Source organism: Pseudomonas sp. PDM01, assembly GCF_014852325.1.
Taxonomy (GTDB): Bacteria; Pseudomonadota; Gammaproteobacteria; order Pseudomonadales; family Pseudomonadaceae; genus Aquipseudomonas; species Aquipseudomonas migulae.
In genome coordinates this window covers 180,738-200,810 of sequence record NZ_JACVBK010000012.1, presented here as the reverse complement: position 1 = coordinate 200,810, position 20,073 = coordinate 180,738, and the positions used below count along the sequence as shown (strand labels likewise).

The 20,073-nt window shown below is 61.4% G+C and carries 14 protein-coding genes; 13 read left to right on the top strand and 1 reads right to left on the bottom strand.

Annotated elements, in window-relative coordinates; genetic code table 11:
* The first annotated feature begins 122 nt into the window (after positions 1-122).
* From IB246_RS26715 to IB246_RS26655, 13 genes are all read left to right on the top strand, one after another.
* On the top strand, positions 123-1,391 hold the full coding sequence (locus tag IB246_RS26715) for an acyl-CoA dehydrogenase family protein (RefSeq protein WP_008042551.1): 1,269 nt from the start codon (positions 123-125) through the stop codon (positions 1,389-1,391).
* Positions 1,392-1,887: 496 nt separating this feature from the next.
* Entirely contained in the window at positions 1,888-3,669 is a 1,782-nt protein-coding gene (locus IB246_RS26710; RefSeq protein ID WP_008042552.1) for an ABC transporter ATP-binding protein, read from the top strand.
* Entirely contained in the window at positions 3,662-5,530 is a 1,869-nt protein-coding gene (locus IB246_RS26705; RefSeq protein WP_008042555.1) for an ABC transporter ATP-binding protein, read from the top strand. Before IB246_RS26710 ends, IB246_RS26705 begins: the two co-directional genes overlap by 8 nt.
* Positions 5,531-5,908: 378 nt before the next feature.
* A complete protein-coding gene (locus IB246_RS26700) occupies positions 5,909-7,069 on the top strand; it encodes an LLM class flavin-dependent oxidoreductase (RefSeq protein WP_008042556.1) in 1,161 nt (386 codons plus the stop codon).
* 20 nt (positions 7,070-7,089) lie between these two features.
* On the top strand, positions 7,090-8,142 hold the full coding sequence (locus IB246_RS26695) for an ABC transporter substrate-binding protein (protein ID WP_008042558.1): 1,053 nt from the start codon (positions 7,090-7,092) through the stop codon (positions 8,140-8,142).
* 36 nt (positions 8,143-8,178) lie between these two features.
* On the top strand, positions 8,179-9,237 hold the full coding sequence (locus IB246_RS26690; protein ID WP_008042560.1) for an ABC transporter substrate-binding protein: 1,059 nt from the start codon (positions 8,179-8,181) through the stop codon (positions 9,235-9,237).
* Positions 9,238-9,727: 490 nt separating this feature from the next.
* Positions 9,728-11,998 carry a TonB-dependent receptor gene (locus IB246_RS26685; RefSeq protein ID WP_008042562.1) on the top strand — a complete coding sequence of 757 codons (2,271 nt, stop codon included), beginning with the start codon at positions 9,728-9,730 and terminating at the stop codon, positions 11,996-11,998.
* 498 nt (positions 11,999-12,496) lie between these two features.
* Positions 12,497-14,959: a TonB-dependent receptor plug domain-containing protein gene (locus IB246_RS26680; RefSeq protein WP_008039796.1), complete on the top strand. Its 2,463-nt coding sequence runs from the start codon at positions 12,497-12,499 to the stop codon at positions 14,957-14,959.
* 228 nt (positions 14,960-15,187) lie between these two features.
* The gene (locus IB246_RS26675; RefSeq protein ID WP_008039794.1) at positions 15,188-15,949 is read left to right on the top strand and encodes an ABC transporter permease; all 762 of its coding nucleotides are present in this window, start codon (positions 15,188-15,190) and stop codon (positions 15,947-15,949) included.
* Between the two features lie 9 nt (positions 15,950-15,958).
* The gene (locus IB246_RS26670) at positions 15,959-16,720 is read left to right on the top strand and encodes an ABC transporter permease (protein ID WP_008029127.1); all 762 of its coding nucleotides are present in this window, start codon (positions 15,959-15,961) and stop codon (positions 16,718-16,720) included.
* 13 nt (positions 16,721-16,733) lie between these two features.
* Positions 16,734-17,528, top strand: coding sequence for an ABC transporter ATP-binding protein (locus IB246_RS26665; RefSeq protein WP_008039792.1), 795 nt, complete (start codon positions 16,734-16,736; stop codon positions 17,526-17,528).
* 341 nt (positions 17,529-17,869) lie between these two features.
* Positions 17,870-18,031 (top strand): hypothetical protein, encoded by a 162-nt coding sequence (locus IB246_RS26660; RefSeq protein WP_177318177.1) that lies wholly within the window; start codon positions 17,870-17,872, stop codon positions 18,029-18,031.
* Between the two features lie 53 nt (positions 18,032-18,084).
* The gene (locus tag IB246_RS26655; protein ID WP_162130711.1) at positions 18,085-18,675 is read left to right on the top strand and encodes a helix-turn-helix domain-containing protein; all 591 of its coding nucleotides are present in this window, start codon (positions 18,085-18,087) and stop codon (positions 18,673-18,675) included.
* Positions 18,676-19,126: 451 nt separating this feature from the next.
* Here the strand turns inward: IB246_RS26655 and IB246_RS26650 are convergent, their stop codons facing one another.
* Positions 19,127-19,636 (bottom strand): hypothetical protein, encoded by a 510-nt coding sequence (locus tag IB246_RS26650; protein ID WP_081500240.1) that lies wholly within the window; start codon positions 19,634-19,636, stop codon positions 19,127-19,129.
* Positions 19,637-20,073 lie beyond the last annotated feature (437 nt).

The window sequence follows — 20,073 nt, the reverse complement described above, 5'->3', positions numbered from 1 at the left end:
GCGGTGCATCAGGCGACATCAATGTTGTTTGATCCGCCGCCATCGTCGGAACGCCGCCCGCAGCAAGCCGGCTCCTACAAGGGTTCACGGCCATCATCAGATCAATGATCAGAGGTACAGCAATGAGCAAGGTCGAACACAACCCCGCCGGACAACTGATACAAGAACAGGCGCCGATCCGCCTGCTGGACAGCGAGGCTCAAGCCATCGCCGTGGCCAGGGACATCGCCCGGGAGATTGCCGAAATTGCCGCCGACGCCAGTCAAAACGGCCAACTGCCACGGCGTCAGGCGCAACTGTTGTCGGAGAGCGGCTTGACCGCCATTGGCGTGCCCAAGGCGTTTGGCGGCCTCGGCGCCTCGGTGGAAACCATCGTCGAAACCGTGCGCCTCATCTCGGTGGCCGACGGCGGCGTCGGTCAGTTGCTGCAAATCCACAACGTCATGCTGCGAGGGATTTTTACCGGGTACTCCGACGAGATTCGCGACCGACTGGTTCGCGATGTATTAGCCGGCAAGCGCTTCGGCAATGCCCTGGCGGAAGTCGGCGGCAAGAACAAATTCGCCCTCAAGACTCGCGTCGAACGCCGCGCCGACGGCAAGTTGATCCTCAATGGCAGCAAGTTCTACTCCACCGGCTCTTACCTGGCCGAGTGGATTTCCCTGACCGCCGCCAGTGATGACGGCGGTGCCGGGGTGCTGCTCAATCGCAACACACCGGGCCTGACGCTGGTGGACGACTGGGAAGCGTTCGGCCAGAAAAACTCGGTCAGCGGCACAGTGATTTTCGACAACATCGAACTCGACGAAGGTTTTGTCTCCCAGCGCAAAGGGCCGATGAAACGCACTGGGTTGACCTTCCCGCAGATCCTTCATGCGGCCATCGACACCGGCATTGCCGAAGGCGCGCTGTCAGCTGCGGTGGATTACCTGAATCACAATGCGCGGCCGTGGGTGGAAAGCGGCGTCGATCACGCCAATCAGGAGCCGCACATCATCAAACAGATCGGCGAATACGCCGTGGCCCTGCGCGGCGCGCAATCGCTGCTGCGCGACGCGGCGCGGGTGTTCGATCAGCACGAACTGGACCCGGACAACAAGGAACTGCAGGACGAGCTGATTCTGTCGGTGGCCACCGCCCGCGCCCACTCCGACGCGGCGTCGCTGAAAATCTCCAGCGACATTTTCTCCCTGCTTGGCGCCAGTTCCTCGCTGAGCAAATGGAACCTCGACCGCTTCTGGCGCAACGCAAGGGTCCACACCACCCACGACCCGATCCGCTGGCGCCTGCACCACGTCGGCAACTACTACCTCAACGGCGTCGACCCCGGCGAATACACCGCGATCCTCAATGCCAAGGAAAAACAGGGCGCGACCAGCCCCGGACGGTGATCCCCCAGACACCGCCTCCCCTTGTAGGAGCCGGCTTGCTGCGGGCGGCGTTCCGACGATGGCGTCCTCGAAATCGATGCAAATCCAAAGGCCCCATCGCCAGCAAGCCGGCTCCTACAGGTTCGGCGTTCCACCTGAACAAATACGAAACCCTGTAGGAGCGAGGCTTGCCCGCGAAGGCGCCCTAAAGCCCTATGCAAAATCCAAAGGCCCCATCGCCAGCAAGCCGGCTCCTACAGGTTCGGCGTTCCACCTGAACAAATGCAAAACCCTGTAGGAGCGAGGCTTGCCCGCGAAGGCGCCCTAAAGCCCTATGCAAAATCCAAAGACCCTATCGCCAGCAAGCTGGCTCCTACAAGGACGGCGTTCCACCTGAACAAATGCGAAACCTTGTAGGAGCTGGCTTGCCGGCGATGGCGTCCTCGAAATCGATGCAAATTCAAAGGCCCCATCGCCGGCAACCTGATCGTGTCCGCACACCACACAGAGCTTTTTCATGATCGAAAAACATCCTCTCTTGCGCAGCCTGGCGATTTACCGGGAGATGCCCTGGCGCTTCGCCCTGGTGGCGGCGTTGTACATCGCGGTGAACCTCGGGCTGGTCTGGCAGCAATGGCTGATCGGCCACGCCGTCAACGACGTCAGCGCCGGCCGCGCGGTTGTCCGGCAAGCCGATGGCAGTCTCGACGCCAGCCTCGGCTGGTACTGGTTGTGGCTGATGCTCGCCGTGGCGTTCGGCCGTGGCGTGTTGCAATACGCCGCCAGCGTACTGTCGCTGGTGCTCAGCCAGGAACTGCTGACGCGCCTGCGCGAGCGCATCCTGCAGCAGGTGCAAACCCTGCACCTGGGTTATCACTGGCAGCACGGCATGGGCGAAATGATCACCCGCACCACCCGCGATGCCGACAAGGTGCGCGATGCGCTGATCAGTTTCTGGCGCCAGGTGGTGGAAACCCCGCTGGTGGTGCTGGCCACCGTCGGCCTGTTGAGCTGGTACAACCCGCTGCTGGGGTTGGTGCCGCTGCTGCTGACGGTGTTCGGCCTGTGGATTTTCGTGCGCCAGACCGAGCGTCTGGTCAGCCTCGACCGCGCCGTCGGCGAGGCCTACGACCGGGTCAATCAGGACCTCAGCGAAGGCATCGGCGGCGTGCGGGTGATCAAATCGTTTGGTCTGGAACACAGCCGCATCCAGCGTTTCGCCGGGCAGGTGGCGGTGTTCGCCGAGCACGCCCGCCAGGCCCTCGCCTATTCCAGTTCGCGGATTCCGCTGCCTCAAGCGGTCGTCGCACTGGGGCATGTGTGGATTCTGGTGTACGGCGCGCACCTGGTGGCCACCGCGCAATTGGGCATCGGTGAACTGGTGACCTCGCTGCTGATCGCCACCACCCTGGTGTTCCGCATCGAAGGCATTGGCCGGGTGATGCAGACCTTCGCCGACGCACGCTCCAGCGCCGAAAGGATCTGGCAACTGCTGGACGAGCCTGCGGCGATCCGCAGCGGCAACGCAATCCTGCCCGATACGCCGCTGGGGCTGAAACTGGAACACGTCAACGTCAGCGCACCGGGTGGCGGCCTGGACATTCTTCATGACTGCTCGCTGACCGTGCAGCCCGGCGAAATCGTCGCGCTCGTCGGCGCCACCGGCACTGGCAAAAGTCTATTGGCAAGCCTGTTGCCACGCCTCAGCGACATCAGTTCCGGGCGCCTGCTGATCGGTTCGGACAGCGCCGGCTGGCAAGACATTCGCCAGTTGAACCTCGACGAATTGCGGCGCCGGGTGCACGTGGTGCCACAGGAAAGCTTCCTGTTTTCCGACACCCTGGCGGCCAACCTGCGCCTGACCGCACCCGACGCCAGCGATCAACAACTGCGTCACGGTTTGCGCCTGGCCGCCGCCGAAGACGTGCTGGAACGCCTGCCGCACGGCCTGGCCACGCCGCTGGGGGATCGCGGCGTAACCTTGTCCGGCGGCCAGCGCCAGCGTCTGAGCCTGGCCCGCGCGCTGCTTGGCGAGCCGGACATTCTGTGCCTGGACGACGCCACCAGCGCGCTGGATGCGATCAGTGAACGCCAGGTGCTGAACAACATTCGCCAGTTGCGCCGCGATCAGGGCCGGGCCACCACGTTGCTGGTGATCTCCAGCAAGCTCTCGACCATCCTCCTGGCGGACCGCGTGCTGATGCTGCAGGACGGCAAAATCACAGCCAACGGCACTCACGAAACCTTACTCAACACCCATCCGGACTACCGCGACCTGCTAGGGATCGACCATGGCTAACCCAATCGCCGGCAAGGCCTTGAGCGATATCGAAATCGAAGAAATGCTCGCCCGCAAGGCCCTCGACCGCAGCATGTTCAGCCGGCTGTTGCCGCTGCTGAAACCGATTCGCCGGCACATTGTCGGCGTCATCGGCATTGAACTGCTGCTGGTGTTCACGGTGTTTCTGCGGCCGTGGTTTGTCCGTGAGTTGCTCGACCGTGGGCTGATTCAACAGAACGATCATTGGTTGCTGGACGAACGTTTGGTGCTGTGGCTCGGCCTCGGATTGGCGGCCAGTTGGCTCGGGCGTTTCCTGCTCGCCGGTGTCTCGCAGTTTGTCGCAGGCAGCGCGGCGATCCGCGTACTCAATGACTTGCGGGTGCGCGTATTTGCCCATGTGCAGAGCTTGAGTGTCAGCTACTTCGACCGGACCAAGGCCGGGCGGATCATTTCTCGCGCCGACCGCGATGTCGACGCCCTCGAACCGCTGCTGATTCAGGGCCCGCCCGAACTGCTGGGCGCGCTGCTGCGCTGTGGCCTGGCTTCGGTGATGCTGTGGCGGATCGACCCGCGATTCTTTCTCAGCCTCGCCGCCACGGTGCCGTTGCTGGTGTTGGCGACCTGGAGTTTCAAACGCATTTCCCAACGTAACTGGGCCAAGGTCGCGGAAAACCGCAGCCGTTTCACCGCGCATCTGGTGGAGAGCGTCAGCGGCGCGCGCATGTTGCAACAATGCGCCCAGCAAGCGCCCAACTTGCGGCGCTATCGCGGCTTGCTGGATGATTTCAATCAGGCGCTGATTCGCGGCAGCCTGCGATCCAGCTGGTTTGCACCGTTCACCGCGCTGCTCAGCTCCGCCGGCATGGCGGTGCTGTTGCTGGTGGGCGCCTATGGTCTGGCGCAGGCGGATGTCACCGTGGGCCAAGTCGCGGAAAGCCTGTTTTATGTGTTCCTGTTTCTTGGGCCGTTGCAGGAACTGTCGGACCTGTTCGAGCGTTACGCCACCGGTTCGGCCTCGGCGCAGCGGATCTTTTTGCTGCTCGACACGCGCCCGGAGATCAGCGACAGCACTACCCCGCAACACCTGGACAAGGCCCGAGGCGAAGTCAGTTTTGAACGGGTGCGGTTTGCCTACGATGCCGGCAGTTCTTCACCGGTGATCAATGACCTCGACCTGCAGATTCCGGCCGGCGAAGTGCTGGCGATCGTCGGCCCCTCGGGCCATGGCAAGAGCACGCTGGTGCAGTTGCTGACGCGTTTTTACGAGGTGCAGTCGGGAGCGGTGAAGCTCGATGGCGTTGATATCCGCGACCTCACCCAGCATGAACTGCGGCGCAACGTCGGCGTGGTGCTGCAGGACAATGTGCTGTTCAGCGGCAGCATCCTCGACAACCTGCGCCTCGCCGCGCCCCTGTCGGACGATGCCCGGCTGATTGCTGCTGCCCGGGAGCTGGGAGCGGACGAAGTGCTGGAACGCCTGCCGCATCAGTACCAGACCGAAGTCGGGCCGCTGGGCGGGCACTTGAGCCATGGCCAGCGGCAACTGGTGTGTCTGGTGCGCGCCTACCTCGCGGACCCGGCAGTGCTGGTGCTGGACGAAGCGACTTCGGCGGTCGACATCCACACCGAGCGACGCATTCAGCGCGCGTTCCGCCGACTGTGCGAGGGTCGCACCGCGATCATCATCGCCCACCGCCTGGCAACCATTCGCGATGCCGACCGCATTGCAGTGATCCGTCATGGCCGCCTGGTCGAACAAGGGCCGCACAGCCAATTGATCGACCAGGGTGGCGCCTATGCGGCGTTGTACCAGACCTATCTGCGCAGCGCCGAAGCGGGTGCGTCGATCGACGATATCGTCGCCACAGCGCCGGCGTAACGAAAACCGCAATCGCTTGTAGGAGCCGGCTTGCTGGCGATGCGGATTGCGCGGTGTGTCAGGCAGGCCGCCATCGCTGGCAGGCCAGCTCCCACAGGGGATTGGCGTCGTACACGAAACCTGTAGGAGCCGGCTTGCTGGCGATGGCGGTCTGCAAAACACCGCAAAACCCACCTGCTGCACCCCGAACAACCATTGCTGACAGACTGCTGCTACAGCAGCACCTCCCACCGCCGACACCGTTTCTCCCCCCGTCATCCCCCCGCCCCTGCGGCCCCAAACCCACCCCGCCGACCATGGCATGTCCGTTGCAACCACCCCTGCCAAGGCGTCCTCGCACCTGCGCGACGCAACGCGTACTTGAATCAGGAGCACCCCATGAGCACTGAATTTTTCTGGCGTCTGCCGCTGGGCACCGATGGTCCGCAACTGACCACCGACAAACACAATCGTGGCAATCCGGACTATCGACCGGGCAACATCGCACCGGGGCGTTTGCCCAACGGCGAACCGGATGACTTCACTTACATCGACTACATCGCCCAGGTCGCGAAAGCGGCGGAACTGGCCGGGTTCGAAGGCGCCCTGCTGCCCACCGGCCCGGAGCCGTGGATTGCCGCAGCGGCCTTGGCCCGGGAAACCCGCCGGATCAAATTCCTGATCGCCTTCCAGGCCACCTGGACCTTGCCGGCCTATGCCGCGCAACAAGCGGCCATCCTGCAAAACCTCAGTCGCGGCCGCCTGGAGTGGAACATCATCACCGGCGGCAACCCGGCCAGTCAGCGGGCCAACGGTGACTTCCTCGAACACGACCTGCGCTACAAGCGCACCGGCGAATTCCTCGACATCATCCAGGGTCTTTGGCAGAACGAACGCTTCTCCTACGACGGCGATATCTACCAACTGGAGAACGGCGCCCTGCCCCATGGTTTGCAAAACGAACGCAAACCCGGCGTGTATTTCTCCGGTTTTTCCGATGCCGCGCTAGATGTCGCCGCCAAACATGCCGACGTTTACCTGAACTGGGCCGAGCCGATCGACAAGCTCAAGCCGCACATCGAGCGCGTCCGCGAACTGGCGGACAAACAAGGTCGCAGCGTGCGCTTCGGACTGCGCGTCGACCTCTTCGCCCGCGAAACCGAAGAGCAGGCCTGGAAAGATCTGCGCCGCCAGTTCGACAAGCTCGAAGGCAAGAGCAGCGTGGTCGCCAAAGGCTTTACCAGCGGTTCCGATTCGGTCGGCGGCGCACGGCAAACGGCTTACCACCAGAACGTCGATCGCTTTGATGACCTGATCATTGGCCCGAACATCTGGGCCGGTTTCGCCAAGGCCAAACCCGGGCCGACCGTGGGCCTGGTGGGCAGTCACCAGAACATCGCCGAACGCCTGTCGGAATACCGCGACGCCGGTTTCTCGACCTTCATCCTCGCCGGCAATCCGCACCTGGAAGAAGCCCTGCGCATCGGTCAGGAAGTGCTGCCGCTGGTGCACCAGCGCCCTGTCGCCCAACCGCAAACTCACTTGAAGGCCAGCGCCTGAGCGCGGCGGGAGAATCATTGATGACGCAAGCCCTCGACACCCTCTGGTACACCCGCTGCCCGGTCCCGACCGGGCTCGGTATCGCCGTGCAAAAAGGCTGGCTGCAAGACACCGTCGGCGCGCTCGGCACCGAGGTTCAATCGCTGCGCGAGTCCACTGACAAAGCGGTTCGCGAATCGCACTTCGATCACACCTTGCGCAACTCGGTACGCCACGGCGGCAACATCCCGGCAATCTGGGCCCGTGCGCAGGGCCGGGAAACCCGGGTCATCGGCCTGTCCTGGGCTGATGAAGTGCAACTGATCCTGACCCGCGCCGACAGCGGCATCAAAACCGTCAAGGACCTCAGGGGCCGTCGTTTCGGTCTGCCGGACTGGGCCGGCGCGCAGATCGACTTCACCCGCGCCCAGGCCCTGCGCGGCCTGGAAAACGCCCTGAAACTCGAAGGCCTGCAAGTCGGCGACGTGCAATTGGTGAACTTCCGTTATGACGGCACGTTCAGCGACCCGCAGGTGCAAACCGTCAACGGCACACCGGTCAGCGCGCAACGGGTCGAGGGGCGCAACCTGGAACTGGTGGGCCTGCTGCGCGGTGAGGTCGATGCGATTTTCCTCAAGGGCGCGAGTGCCGCCCGGCAGGCCCACGAGTTTGGCCTGCACACGGTGATCGACACCGGCTCGCACCCGGAACCGCTGATTCGCAGCAACAACGGCACCCCGCGCACACTGGCCGTGGACCTGAACCTGCTGGACCAGCATTTCGATGTGGCCACCGGCATTCTTGATTCGGTGCTGCGCGCCGAACAATGGGCGCACACCCATCCGGAAGAAACCCGTCGCTACCTGGCTCGGGAAACCAACAGCAGCGAGTACTGGGTCAGCGCCGCGTACGGCGACGACGCGCACCTGCGCCTGCGCACCGAACTCGACGAACAGGCCATCGCCGCGTTGCAGGATTTCACCCACTTCCTGCATCGCTGGCGCTTCATCCCGAAAAGCTTCGACGTGCGCGACTGGATCGATCCGCGGCCGTTGCAAGCGCTGCTGGCAACACCCACCGCACTGGCTGGCTAACCCGCCGGATTTCATGGATTGGAACTGAAGACCCTTATGAGCAAACCACTCGATACCCTTTGGTACACCCACAGCCCGGTGCCCACCGGGCTTGGCATCGCCGTGCAGTCCGGACGCCTGGCGGAAGCCTTTCTGCCGTTCGGCACCAATATCCAGTCCTTGCGCGAGTCCAGTGAACGGGAAGTTCGCGAAGCTCATTACGACCATCACCTGAAAAATTCGGTGCGCCACGGCGGCAATATTCCAGCGATCTGGGCCTACGCCAGCGGCGTGCAAACCCGCGTACTGGGGTTGTCCTGGAGCGACGAGGTGCAGTTGATCCTGACCACTGCGGAAAGCGGTGTGAAGAGTATTCGCGACCTGAAGAACCGCCGCTTCGGCCTGCCGAAATGGGCCAACGTGCAGATCGATTTCACTCGCGCCCAGGCCATGCGCGGACTGGAAAACGCCCTCAAGCTTGAAGGCCTGGAGGTGTCCGACGTCGAGCTGGTGGATTACCCCTACGGCGGTACTTACAGCGACGATCAAAAACAGCATGTCTTCGGCTCGGAAGTCAGCCTTGGTGTCACGCGCTTCAGCAAGCGCAATAACGAACTGATCGGACTGCTGCGCGGCGACATCGACGCGATTTTCCTCAAGGGTGCACACGCCGTGCACCTGGCGAACGAATTCGGCTTGCAGGTGGTGGTCGATACCGGCTCGCACCCTGACCCGTTGATTCGCTCGAACAACGGCACGCCACGGACCCTGACCGTGGACACGCACCTGCTGCACGAGCATTTCGATGCCAGCGTGAAAATCGTCGACACCGTGCTGCGCACCGAGCAATGGGCGTGGGCCAATCCGGAAGAAACCCGACGCTTTTTGGCGCGGGAACTCAATACCAGCGAGTACTGGGTGGCCGCTGCGTATGGTGAAGATGCGCATCGGCGTTTGCGCACAACCCTGGATGCGCGCTCGATTGAAGTGTTGCAGGATTTCACCGATTTCCTGCATCGCTGGGATTTCATTCCACGCCGGTTCGATGTGCGCGACTGGATTGATTTCAGCGTGCTGGAAAAGGTGATTGGTTCGACGTCACGATTGGCGGTTTGAGGTTTTTTCGTTTGTGAGGGCGCCTTCGCGGGCAAGCCTCGCTCCTACGGGGGGGGGGGTGTCGACCACAATAAATTTGAACGACACACCACCCCTGTAGGAGCGAGGCTTGCCCGCGAAGGCGTCTCACGATTCCAACCGTTAATCCGCGTGCGCCGCGACCCCGTGTAGGAGCCGGCTTGCTGCGGGCGGCGTTCCGACGATGGCGTATTCAACATCACCGCATTGCTCGCCCAGCAACACACCCCTGCCCCACTCCTGCTGCTCCAGCAACACCCGCCAAGCAACTTTCTGCTGAATCCCCGACAGGCACTTAGCGCCAGACTGGATCCAACTAACTCACTTATTAAAAATCGTCTTTAACGGCAACTTAAAGAAACTATTTAATCGTTATATTTCAATCATTTAACAAAACTAAAAACCCTAAAAAATAATCTGGCACGATCTCTGCTCTACCCCTATTAGCGAAACTTTAACGGGGGAGATTCACATGCATAAACTTAATCCAATCACCAAGAGTATCTGGTTAACCTTGCTGCTGTCCGGGGGGACTGTCAGCGAGGGGCTGCTGGCGGCGCAATCCAAGGACGCAGACAGCGACAAGACCACCACGGAGCCTTCACTCAAGACGGTCACCGTCACCGCTCAACACCGGGAAGAAACCCTGCAAGAGGTTCCGGTGGCCGTGTCGGCGGTACAGGGCACCAGCCTGATAGCCGATGGCGTGCGCAATATCGGCGACATCACCACATTCGTTCCCAACGTAGCGGCGAAGAACCCCGACGGCGATGGCCGGCCGCGTTGGTACATTCGCGGCCTCGGCACCGGTGATACGGGCGCGGCCACGGTGTTCCCGGTGGGGATCTACGCCGATGACGTGTACCTGAACGCGCCGATTGCCGGTGGCGGGCCGTTGTTCGACCTGGAACGCGTGGAGATTCTGCGCGGTCCGCAAGGCACGCTGTACGGCAAGAACACTACCGCCGGCGCGGTGAACATCATTTCCAAAAAGCCGACTTTCGACACTGACGGTTTCGGCACCATTGGCTTCGGCAGCAAGAACGAACGCATCGTCAGCGGTGCCCTCGGCGGCGCGTTGGTGGATGAAAAACTCGCCGCACGGGTGGCGCTGTATTCCGAAGAGCGCGACGGTTTCCAGAAGAACCTCGTCGACGACAACACCTACGGCGACGTCAACAAGAAAGCCGTACGCCTGCAATTCCTCGCCCAGTTGAACCCTGACCTGGATGCCCTGCTGAAGATCCACAGCCGTGAATTCAAAGGCGATGGCAGCAACGGCTCGCTGGCCGTCGGGCGTTACTACAACGTCGGTTATCAACGACCCAACGGGCGCGACACCGCGCTGAACGTCAACGAGGATTCCAAGCTTGATCACGACGGCACGTCGCTGACCCTGAACTGGAATTTGGGTGATTACACCCTGACGTCGATCAGTGCTTATGACTACATCCGTGGCCAGTCCACCAGCGATGCCGACTACACGCCTTTTGAGGTGAACGGCGCCGCGATTTCCGATAACAAATACACCCAGTACTCGCAAGAAATCCGCCTGGCCTCGCCGCAGCAGGAAACCCTGCGCTGGCTCGCCGGTGCGCATTACTTCCACGAAGACCTCGACAGCTCGGCCCAGCGCATCATCACGCCCGGCCCGACACCGAACGGCACCGGCTCGAACCAGACCGGCGGCGCCACCGATTTTCGTGACCTCAACTTCGACCACACCACCGACAGCTATGCGTTGTTCGGCAACCTGACCTACGACTTCACCGACGATTTCAGCGTCACCGGTGGCCTGCGCTGGACCCAGGAAAAGAAAGACATCGACCTCAACCTGACCCAACTGACCCGCACCACCGCCAACGGCCCGCTGGTGCCACTGGGCGGCGCCGGCACCAACGGCAATCGTCAGGAAGACAAGACCTGGGAAGCCTGGACGTACGACCTGACGCCGGAATACCGGATCAACGACAACGTGCGCGTGTTCTTCCGTTATGCCCACGGTTTCCGCTCCGGCGGCTTCAACACCGGGCTGTCGACCAGCCTTGCGCAGCTGACCACGGTTGATCCGGAACAACTCGACGCCTACGAAATCGGCCTCAAGTCCGAGTGGTTCGACCATCGCCTGACGGCCAACGCCAACATCTTCTACTACGACTACTCGGACATTCAGGTGAACCTGCTGACGGTCAACAACGGCGTGTTGACCACCGCACTGACCAACGGCGCCAAGGGTACGGTCAAGGGCGCCGAGCTGGAGCTCGAAGGCCAGCCGACGGACTACCTGCACTTGCGGGCGGCGGTGTCGTTCCTCGACACCGAATACACCGATTTCAAAAATACTAACCCGACCACAGGCGCCGTCACCGGTGACTACAGCGGCAACAGCTTCGTGCGTTCGCCACGCAATGTGGTGTCGCTCGGTGCCGATTACACCTTCCCGCTGGAGATCGGCGGCAAGCTGGTGGCCGGCGGTGACGTGAGTTTTCGCGACAAGGAATACTTCCTCGCCGATCGCCAGAGCAGCGCCGACAAGACGCTCACCCAACCCCATTACACCCTGGCCAACACCCGCCTGACCTGGTTCAGCCCGGATGAAAAACTCAGCGTCACCGGTTTCGTCAACAACCTCACCGACCGTCGCTACCAGGTCCATGGCCGGCCCAACGGCACCCTCGGTCAGTACGTCATCACCTACGGCGACCCGCGCACCGTCGGCCTGAGCGTGACCAGCCGCTTCTGACGCCCCCTCTGTAGGAGCCGGCTTGCCGGCGATGGGGCCTTCATGCCTTGCATCGGCGGTAAGGACGCAATCGCCAGCAAGCCGGCTCCTACAAAGGATTGTGTTGTTCTCGATTTCCGTGACACCGCTTCCCCCTGTAGGAGCTGGCTTGCCAGCGATGAGGCCTTCAAGCCTTGCGTCGCCAGTGAGGACGCTATCGCCAGCAAGCCGGCTCCTACAAGGATTGTGTTGTTCTCAATTTCCGTGACACCGCTTCCCCTGTAGGAGCTGGCTTGCCAGCGATGAGGGCCTAAAGCCTTGCGTCGCCAGTGAGGACGCTATCGCCGGCAAGCCGGCTCCTACAAAGGATTGTGTTGTTCTCAATTTCCGTGACACCGCTTCCCCTGTAGGAGCTGGCTTGCCGGCGATGAGGGCCTCAAGGCGCGCATCGCTCATGCGGTCGCCATCGCCGGCAAGCCGGCTCCTACAGGGGCTGCGGACCTTTTAAGGACTCTGCTCATGTTCCATCGCACTCCGTTGGCTGGCGCTATTGCGCTGGTCATAGGCAGCCTTGCCGTGCCTGTAATAGCTGCCGAAACCAAACCTGCCGCCACTTCCGATCACCTGGACACTGTCGTGGTGCTCGGCACCCGGCGCAGTGATGTCACCGCACTGGAAAGCGCCGCACCGGTAGACGTCTTGACCGGCGAGCAATTGCAGCAGACCGGTGCCAGCGACCTGTCCGGTGCGCTCACGGCCCTGTCGCCCTCGTTCAGCTATCCGCAATCACCCCAGGGCGCGTTTGCCGGTTCCATCGCTCAGGGCGCCTCGTTGCGTGGCCTGGCCTCCGATCAGGTGCTGGTGCTGGTTAACGGCAAACGTCGCCACACCAGCGCCAACGTCACACGACAAAGCCTGGTCAATGGTCGTGGCGCCGCCGCGGTCGACCTGAGCCTGATCCCCTTGAGCTCGATCCAGCGCGTCGAAATCCTGCGCGACGGTGCTGCCGCTCAATATGGCTCCGACGCCATCGCCGGGGTGATCAACATCGTGCTCAAGGAAAAGGACGACGGCGGCAACCTCGGTTACCGCTTCGGCGGCTACGACAAGGGTGACGGCATCCAGCGCAAGCTCAGCGGCTGGAAAGGTTTCGCCCTGCCCAACGACGGCTTCCTGACCCTGAGTTTCGACGCCGGCAGCCAGGACCCGGCCAGCGACACCAACCCTGACAACCGGATCTTCTACCCCGGTTCCACCAGCATCAACACGCCGCGCGAGCAGAACAACCGCTACCGCACCTGGCGCTGGGGCTCGGGCAATGTCTCGGACCAGTACAACTTCGCCGCGAACAGCGAAGTCGGCATCGGCGACGGTCTGACGGCCTACGGTTTCGCCACCTACTCGCACAAAAACACCGACGCCGAAGGCTTCTTCGACCCGCCCACCACCCTGCGCAACAACTACAGCAGCACCGCGTTGCAGCGCTTCCCGGACGGGCGCCTGCCGATCACGCGCTATTCGCTGGAAGACTATGCGCTGACCGGCGGCCTGCGTTACGAAGACGACCTTCTGGGTAAATTCGACTTCGCCGTGAACCATGGCAACAACACCCTGAAGTCCACCGACCGTAACGCGATCAACCCCAGCTGGGGCGCCACCAGCCCGGAAAAAATCTTCACCGGCGAACGGGAGGCCGATCAGACCAACGTGACGCTGGACTGGGTGCGGGATTTCCCCACCGACCTGCTGTTCAAGCCGCTGACTCTCTCGGCTGGCCTGGCCTGGCGTCAGGAGAATTACGAGCTGAGCGCCGGCGAAGCGGCAGGCTGGCAGAACGGCCCGTTGTTCAACACCGTCGACCCGGTCACCGGCCGGCGCATCCCGGGTTACTACTCGGGCATCACCCAGGTCGATGCGGCTTCACTGGACCGCAACGTGCTGGGTGCCTACATCGACGTCGAAGGGCAGATCACCGAGAAATTCCAGGCCGGCGTCGCGGTGCGCACCGAGCACTATTCGGACTTCGGCGACACCACCAACGGCAAACTGTCGCTGCGTTATGACTTCACTCCGCAGATCGCCGCACGGGCCACGGCCAGCACGGGTTATCGCGCGCCGTCGCTGGTGCAGAGCGGCTTGTCTTCGTTCAGCGTGCAGGTGGTCGAGCAGCCGCCCGGCAGCGGCAACTTCGTCGAAGTGCAGCAACGCACATTGCGCGCCGACAGCCCGGAAGCGGCGCTGCTGGGCGGCAAGTCGCTGAAACCGGAAGAGTCCACCAGTTATTCCCTGGGCCTGGTCTGGCGCCCGTTGGCCAACGCGTCGGTGACGCTGGACGCCTACCGGATCGACATCGACAACCGCATCACCCTCTCGGATCAGTTACCGGCGGCGGTGGTGTCGCCGATTTTCGCCGGCACGCCCTACGCGAATATCCAGAGCGCGGCCTTCTACACCAACGTTGCCGACACCCGCACCGACGGGATCGAGCTGATGGGTAACTATCAGCTGGACCTGCAGCAATGGGGACGCCTGAACCTGAGCAGCGGCATCAGCCAGAACAACACGAAAATCACCGCGTTGCGCGATGTCGGCAATATCAAGGGCTCGCAGATTGTCGGCCGTACCACCCAGGGCCTGATCGAGGACGGCACACCGGAAACCAAACTGGTGCTTAGCGCCAACTGGCTGTTTGATGAGTGGGGGGTGACCGTGGCTCAGCGTCGTTACGGTGAATGGAAAAGCCTCAACGCCACCAACCCGACCCTGGACCAGACCTACAGCCCGCAATGGGTTACGGACCTGGATGTGTCGTACACCTTCAACAAGGCGCTGAAGCTGTCGGTGGGCGCGATCAACCTGTTCGACACACACCCGGACAAGGCGGAAGGCGCGCAGTTGTACGGCGTACCGAAATACTCGATCACCAGCCCTGAAGGGGCGCAGGGTGCGTTCTATTACACCAGCGTCAGTTACGAGTTCTGACGCGGGTGCTGATGGGGTGTTGCTGGGGCAGCAATGGGTGTTGGCATGGCATCAATGTGCGGTGCATAGGCTGACGCCTTCGCGGGCAAGCCTCGCTCCTACAGGTTACGCATTGTCCCTGTAGGAGCGAGGCTTGCCCGCGAAGGCGTCAGTGCGATCAACCACTCTCTGTGCGATGGCACACCTCTTGCGATACCCCTGCGGTACTTCGCCGAAATAAGACCCGCCATGCGTACCCGACGTCTGTTGTTTTCCCTGACCTGGCTCATCTCCCCTGCCGCCCTGCTGTTGCTCTGGGCGGTGGTGGCCGAGGCCGAGATTTTCCCGCGCAACCTGCTCGTCCCGCCCGCTCAGGTGTGGCAGACCTTCGAGGAATTGTCGGCCAGCGGTGAGCTGCTCGACCACTTGCTCAACAGCCTGTCACGGCTGGGACTGGGATTCGGCATAGGCTCGCTGCTGGGCCTGGCGTTCGGGGTGCTGATGGCGTTGTCGAAGAACGTCGAGATCTACTGCTCGCCGCTGTTCCATACCCTGCGTCAGATCCCCAGCATCGCGCTGATCCCGATGTTTGTGTTGCTGTTCGGCATCGATGAAACCTTCAAGATCATCATCGTCGCCAAGACCGCGTTCTTCCCCGTGGCGCTGGCCGCGAGCGAAGGGGTCAAGGCCATTCCGCGCAGCTACTTCGAAGTCGCCGATGTGTATCGCCTGCGCTGGCCGACGTTTGTCCGCGCGATCGCCCTGCCCGCTGCCGCGCCGCCGATCATCACCGGTTTTCGCATCAGCCTGACCCGCGCCTGGGTGGTGTTGGTGGCCACCGAGTTGCTGGCCGCCGACAGCGGTCTGGGGCAGATGATCGAAATGAGCCGGCAGATGTTGCGCATTGATGTGGTGATGGTCGGGATTGTGGTGACCGGCGTTATCGGTTTCGCCCTGGACTTCACCTTCCGCCAACTGGAACAGCGACTGTTCCGCTGGCAGACCCGCTAGGAGCCGATGATGATTCGATTGCTTGCCAAATCCCGTGGCCTGCTGCTGCCGCTGCTGTTGATCGGCGGCTGGGAATACCTGTCGCGCCAGGGTGCCGCAGGCGCGTATGCCTTTGTGCCGTTGTCCGCGATCGGCGCGGCGTTGCTCGAACTGTTGGCCAACGGCGAGTTGCTGGTGAACCTGCTGGCCAGCCTGGCCCGCACCAGCACCGGCCTGGCACTGGGGATTGTCTTCGGCGTGCTGCTGGGGGTGCTGATGGCGCTGTCGGCGGTGGCCAATCGGCTGGTCGGGCCGCTGTTTCATTCGATCCGCCAGGTGCCGATGCTCGGCTGGATTCCGTTGATCGCCATGTGGTTTGGCAATGGCGAGTTTTCCAAAGTGTTGATCGTCAGTCTCGCGGCGTTCTATCCGATGGTCCTCAACACGTATCAGGGTTTCAGCCATGTCGAGAAGCGCTATCGCGAGGTCGGCCAGGTGCTGGTGCTGAGCCGCTGGCAACGCTTTCGTCATGTGCTGCTGCCGGCGGCGCTGCCGAGCATTGCCACCGGCGTGCTGCATGCGCTGGCGTTTGCCTGGGTCACCGCGGTGGGCAGCGAACTGTTCCTGTCTTCGGGCGCCGGCCTGGGCAACCTGATGATGAACGCCGAAGCCGGCTCACGCATGGAAGTCATCGTCCTCAGCGTGCTGTGCATTGGCCTCTGCGGTTACCTGATGACCCTGCTGTTCACTCTTCTTAGCCGCCATCTGCTGCGCTGGCGCAACATTCGCTGAAAGGCCGATAACCATGAACGCAATTGCCCAACACGCTGTGCCACACAGCACCTCATTACACACCGGTGCGCTGCAGATTCGCGGCCTGAGCAAGGCCTACCGGATCGAAGGCCAGCCTTTACCGGTGCTGCAGCAGATCAATCTCGACGTTCGTCCCGGTGAGTTCGTCAGCATCGTCGGTGCCAGCGGTTGCGGCAAGTCGACGCTGCTGCGGCTGATCGTCGGGCTGGAAGACGACTATGAAGGCGACATTCTGCTGGATGGCAAACGGGTGGTCGGCACCAGCCTGGAACGCGGGATCGTGTTTCAGGACCATCGGCTGTTTCCGTGGATGACCCTGAACCAGAACATTGCCCTGGCGTTGAAAAACCATCCGTTGTCCAAGGCAGAAAAGGACCGTTTGGTGGCCGAGCACATTGCGCTGGTCAACCTCGAAGGTTTTGAAAACGCCTACCCACACCAGTTGTCCGGCGGCATGGCGCAGCGCGCGGCCATCGCCCGCGCACTGATCAACCAACCGAAAGTGCTGCTGCTCGACGAACCCCTCGGCGCCCTCGACGCCTTGACCCGGGTGCGCCTGCAACACGAGTTGCAACGCATCTGGGTGCAACAGCGTTGCACGGTGATCATGGTCACCCACGACATCGAAGAAGCGCTGTACCTGGGCGACCGGGTCATCGTGATGGACGCCCACCCGGGCCGGATCAAGCACGAAATCAAGGTCGACCTGCCCCATCCACGGGACCGGGCTTCAACGGTTTTGCAGGGGTACAAGGAACAGCTGCTTGAGGAATTGGTGGGGCATTAAACGCTGGACCTGTAGGAGCCGGCTTGCTGGCGATTGAAACGACGCGGTGTGTCCGATGCGCCGCCATCGCCGGCAAGCCGGCTCCTACAAGGTCATTTGATAAACACAGAATCCTGTAGGAGCTGGCTTGCCGGCGATGGCGTCTGGCTTGATATACCGCGTCGATCCGATCGCCAGCAAGCCGGCTCCTACAGGGTCAGGGGGCATCTAGAGTCCTTCTGGCAGTTGGCTTTCAAAAGAACCAAAAGGAATTAATAAATACATAAACAGTATTTATCGTTATAAAAATATCCGCGTAGTCTCAGACCATCCCGTCATTCACCACGACAGTGAAGAGCCCTATGAATCCGACCGCCAACATCATCGACTTCGCCAGCTACCGCAAACGCAAACAAGCGCAGCAACGGGCACGGGCCATGTGGGAAATGTACGCACGCAATGCTGGCCTGCAGGCCTTTCAGTGGGTTCAGGCTTCGCGTTCGACCGAGACTCGTCAGGCGTGAATACACAAAACCCCTCGCGCTTTCTGGCGAGCGCTGACGAACCCGTGCTGGACCTGAACAACCTCGAATCACTGGAAGAGGACCCGATCTGCGAGCGGGTCGCGCAAAACCTGCAACGCCTGCGGGGCAAGCGTCACCTGTCCCTCGACGCCCTTGCGCGACAATGCGGTGTGAGCCGGGCGATGCTCGCGCAGATCGAATCCGGACGCAGCGTGCCGTCGATCAAAGTGCTGTGCAAGATCGCCAAAGGCTTGAAGGTTTCGGTGGCCGCATTTCTTGAACATCGGGCCTTTGAAGGGGTGGCCGTGTTATCGGCGAGCCAGAGCAAACGCCTGGTCAGCGCCAGCGGCGCCTTTGTGAGCCGAGCGCTGTTCCCGTTTGACGTGGCGCGCCAATCGGAGTTTTACGAACTGCGCTTGAGCCCATTGGGAGAGGACGTCTCCGAGGGCCATGGCCCCGGCGTCCAGGAGAACCTGGTGGTATCGCAGGGCGTACTGGAAATCAGCGTCAACGACGAACGCTACCTGCTTTCCACCGGCGATTCGATCCTGTTTTACGCCGACCAGCCCCACCGCTATCGCAACCCGGCGGACAGTGAAGCGGTGGCGTATCTGGTGGTGACTTACCCGGAACGCCTCGACTGACAAAACCGGCTTGCTGGCGATGGCGATCTCGAATACGCCTTCGCCGGCAAGCCTGGCTCCTACAGGGTCGTGGTTACCGCTATTTTTTCGGACGACATCAAACTGTAGGAGCCGGCTTGCCGGCGATGGCGATCTCAAATACGCCTTCGCCGGCAAGCCTGGCTCCTACAGGGTCGTGGATACCACCAGTTTTTCAGACGACATCAAACTGTAGGAGCCGGCTTGCTGGCGATGGCGATCTCAAGTACGCATTCGCCGGCAAGCCTGGCTCCTACAGGGTGGGTGGTCAACTCCAACTCATCGAACGACGCAAACATTGTAGGAGCCGGCTTGCCGGCGATGGCGCCCTCAAGTACGCCTTCGCCGGCAAGCCTGGCTCCTACAAAAACAGGGCATAAAAAAGCCCGGCCAATCTGCATTGGCCGGGCTTTTTAATGGCTGTCGCTCAGGATCAGCAGGTGCAGCACATCATCGGCATGCCATTGCAGCTCATCATCATCGGCATGCTGCAATCGTTCATCATTTTCATCATTAGGGTGCAGCAGTTTTTCATCATGTCCATGTTCATGCCCGCCATCGGCATGATTTTGCACATCATGCCGTCAGCCATCATGGTGCATTCCATCACGCACTTCATCGACGGCATCGGCATGCCCATCATCGGCATTGGCATCATCATGTTCATCATCGGCATGGCCATGGCCGCCTGGGACATGCACATCATGCTCATGTTGCCGCAGTGCATCATCATCGGCATGCCGCAGTTCATCATCATCTGCATCATTTCTGCGCTGTTCTTGAACATCGCCATGTCCATGCCAGCGGCCGGCATCATTTTGCACATCATGCCGTCGTCCATCATTTCGCACGTCATGGTCGCCATCATCATCGGCATGCCCATCATCGGCATCATCGGCATGTTGGCGTTCATCGGCATTTGCATCTGCATGGCGTTCATCATGGTGTTGTTCCCCAAAGGTTTGAATAGTTGGACGAAGCTGATGGCGCCGATTCTAAGGATTGGACCGGGGGCAACAAGATGACCATCGAACAGCGGAATTTGATGCTGGGGCAGCTTTAACGAGGTGGATCGAACGTCTATTTCTGCCATGACCGCCATTCGGATTTGATTGCAGACACAACCCGATCCACAACGCGGATTTCACGGTTATGGATATGCAGAAGAGGTCTATTTAAATAACCGAAAGAAATAATCGTTCTAACTGAACGAATAATTTTTGAAGCACAGCTTATTTCAGGCAAAAAAAAATCCCAGGCAGCTGATGGACGCCTGGGATTTAAAAATGCATAAACCGTGGTGGTGAACGCGGTGCGGATATTACGGAATATTTCACCGTGTAACAAGATATTTTGACTCACCATCCGGTTACTAATCTT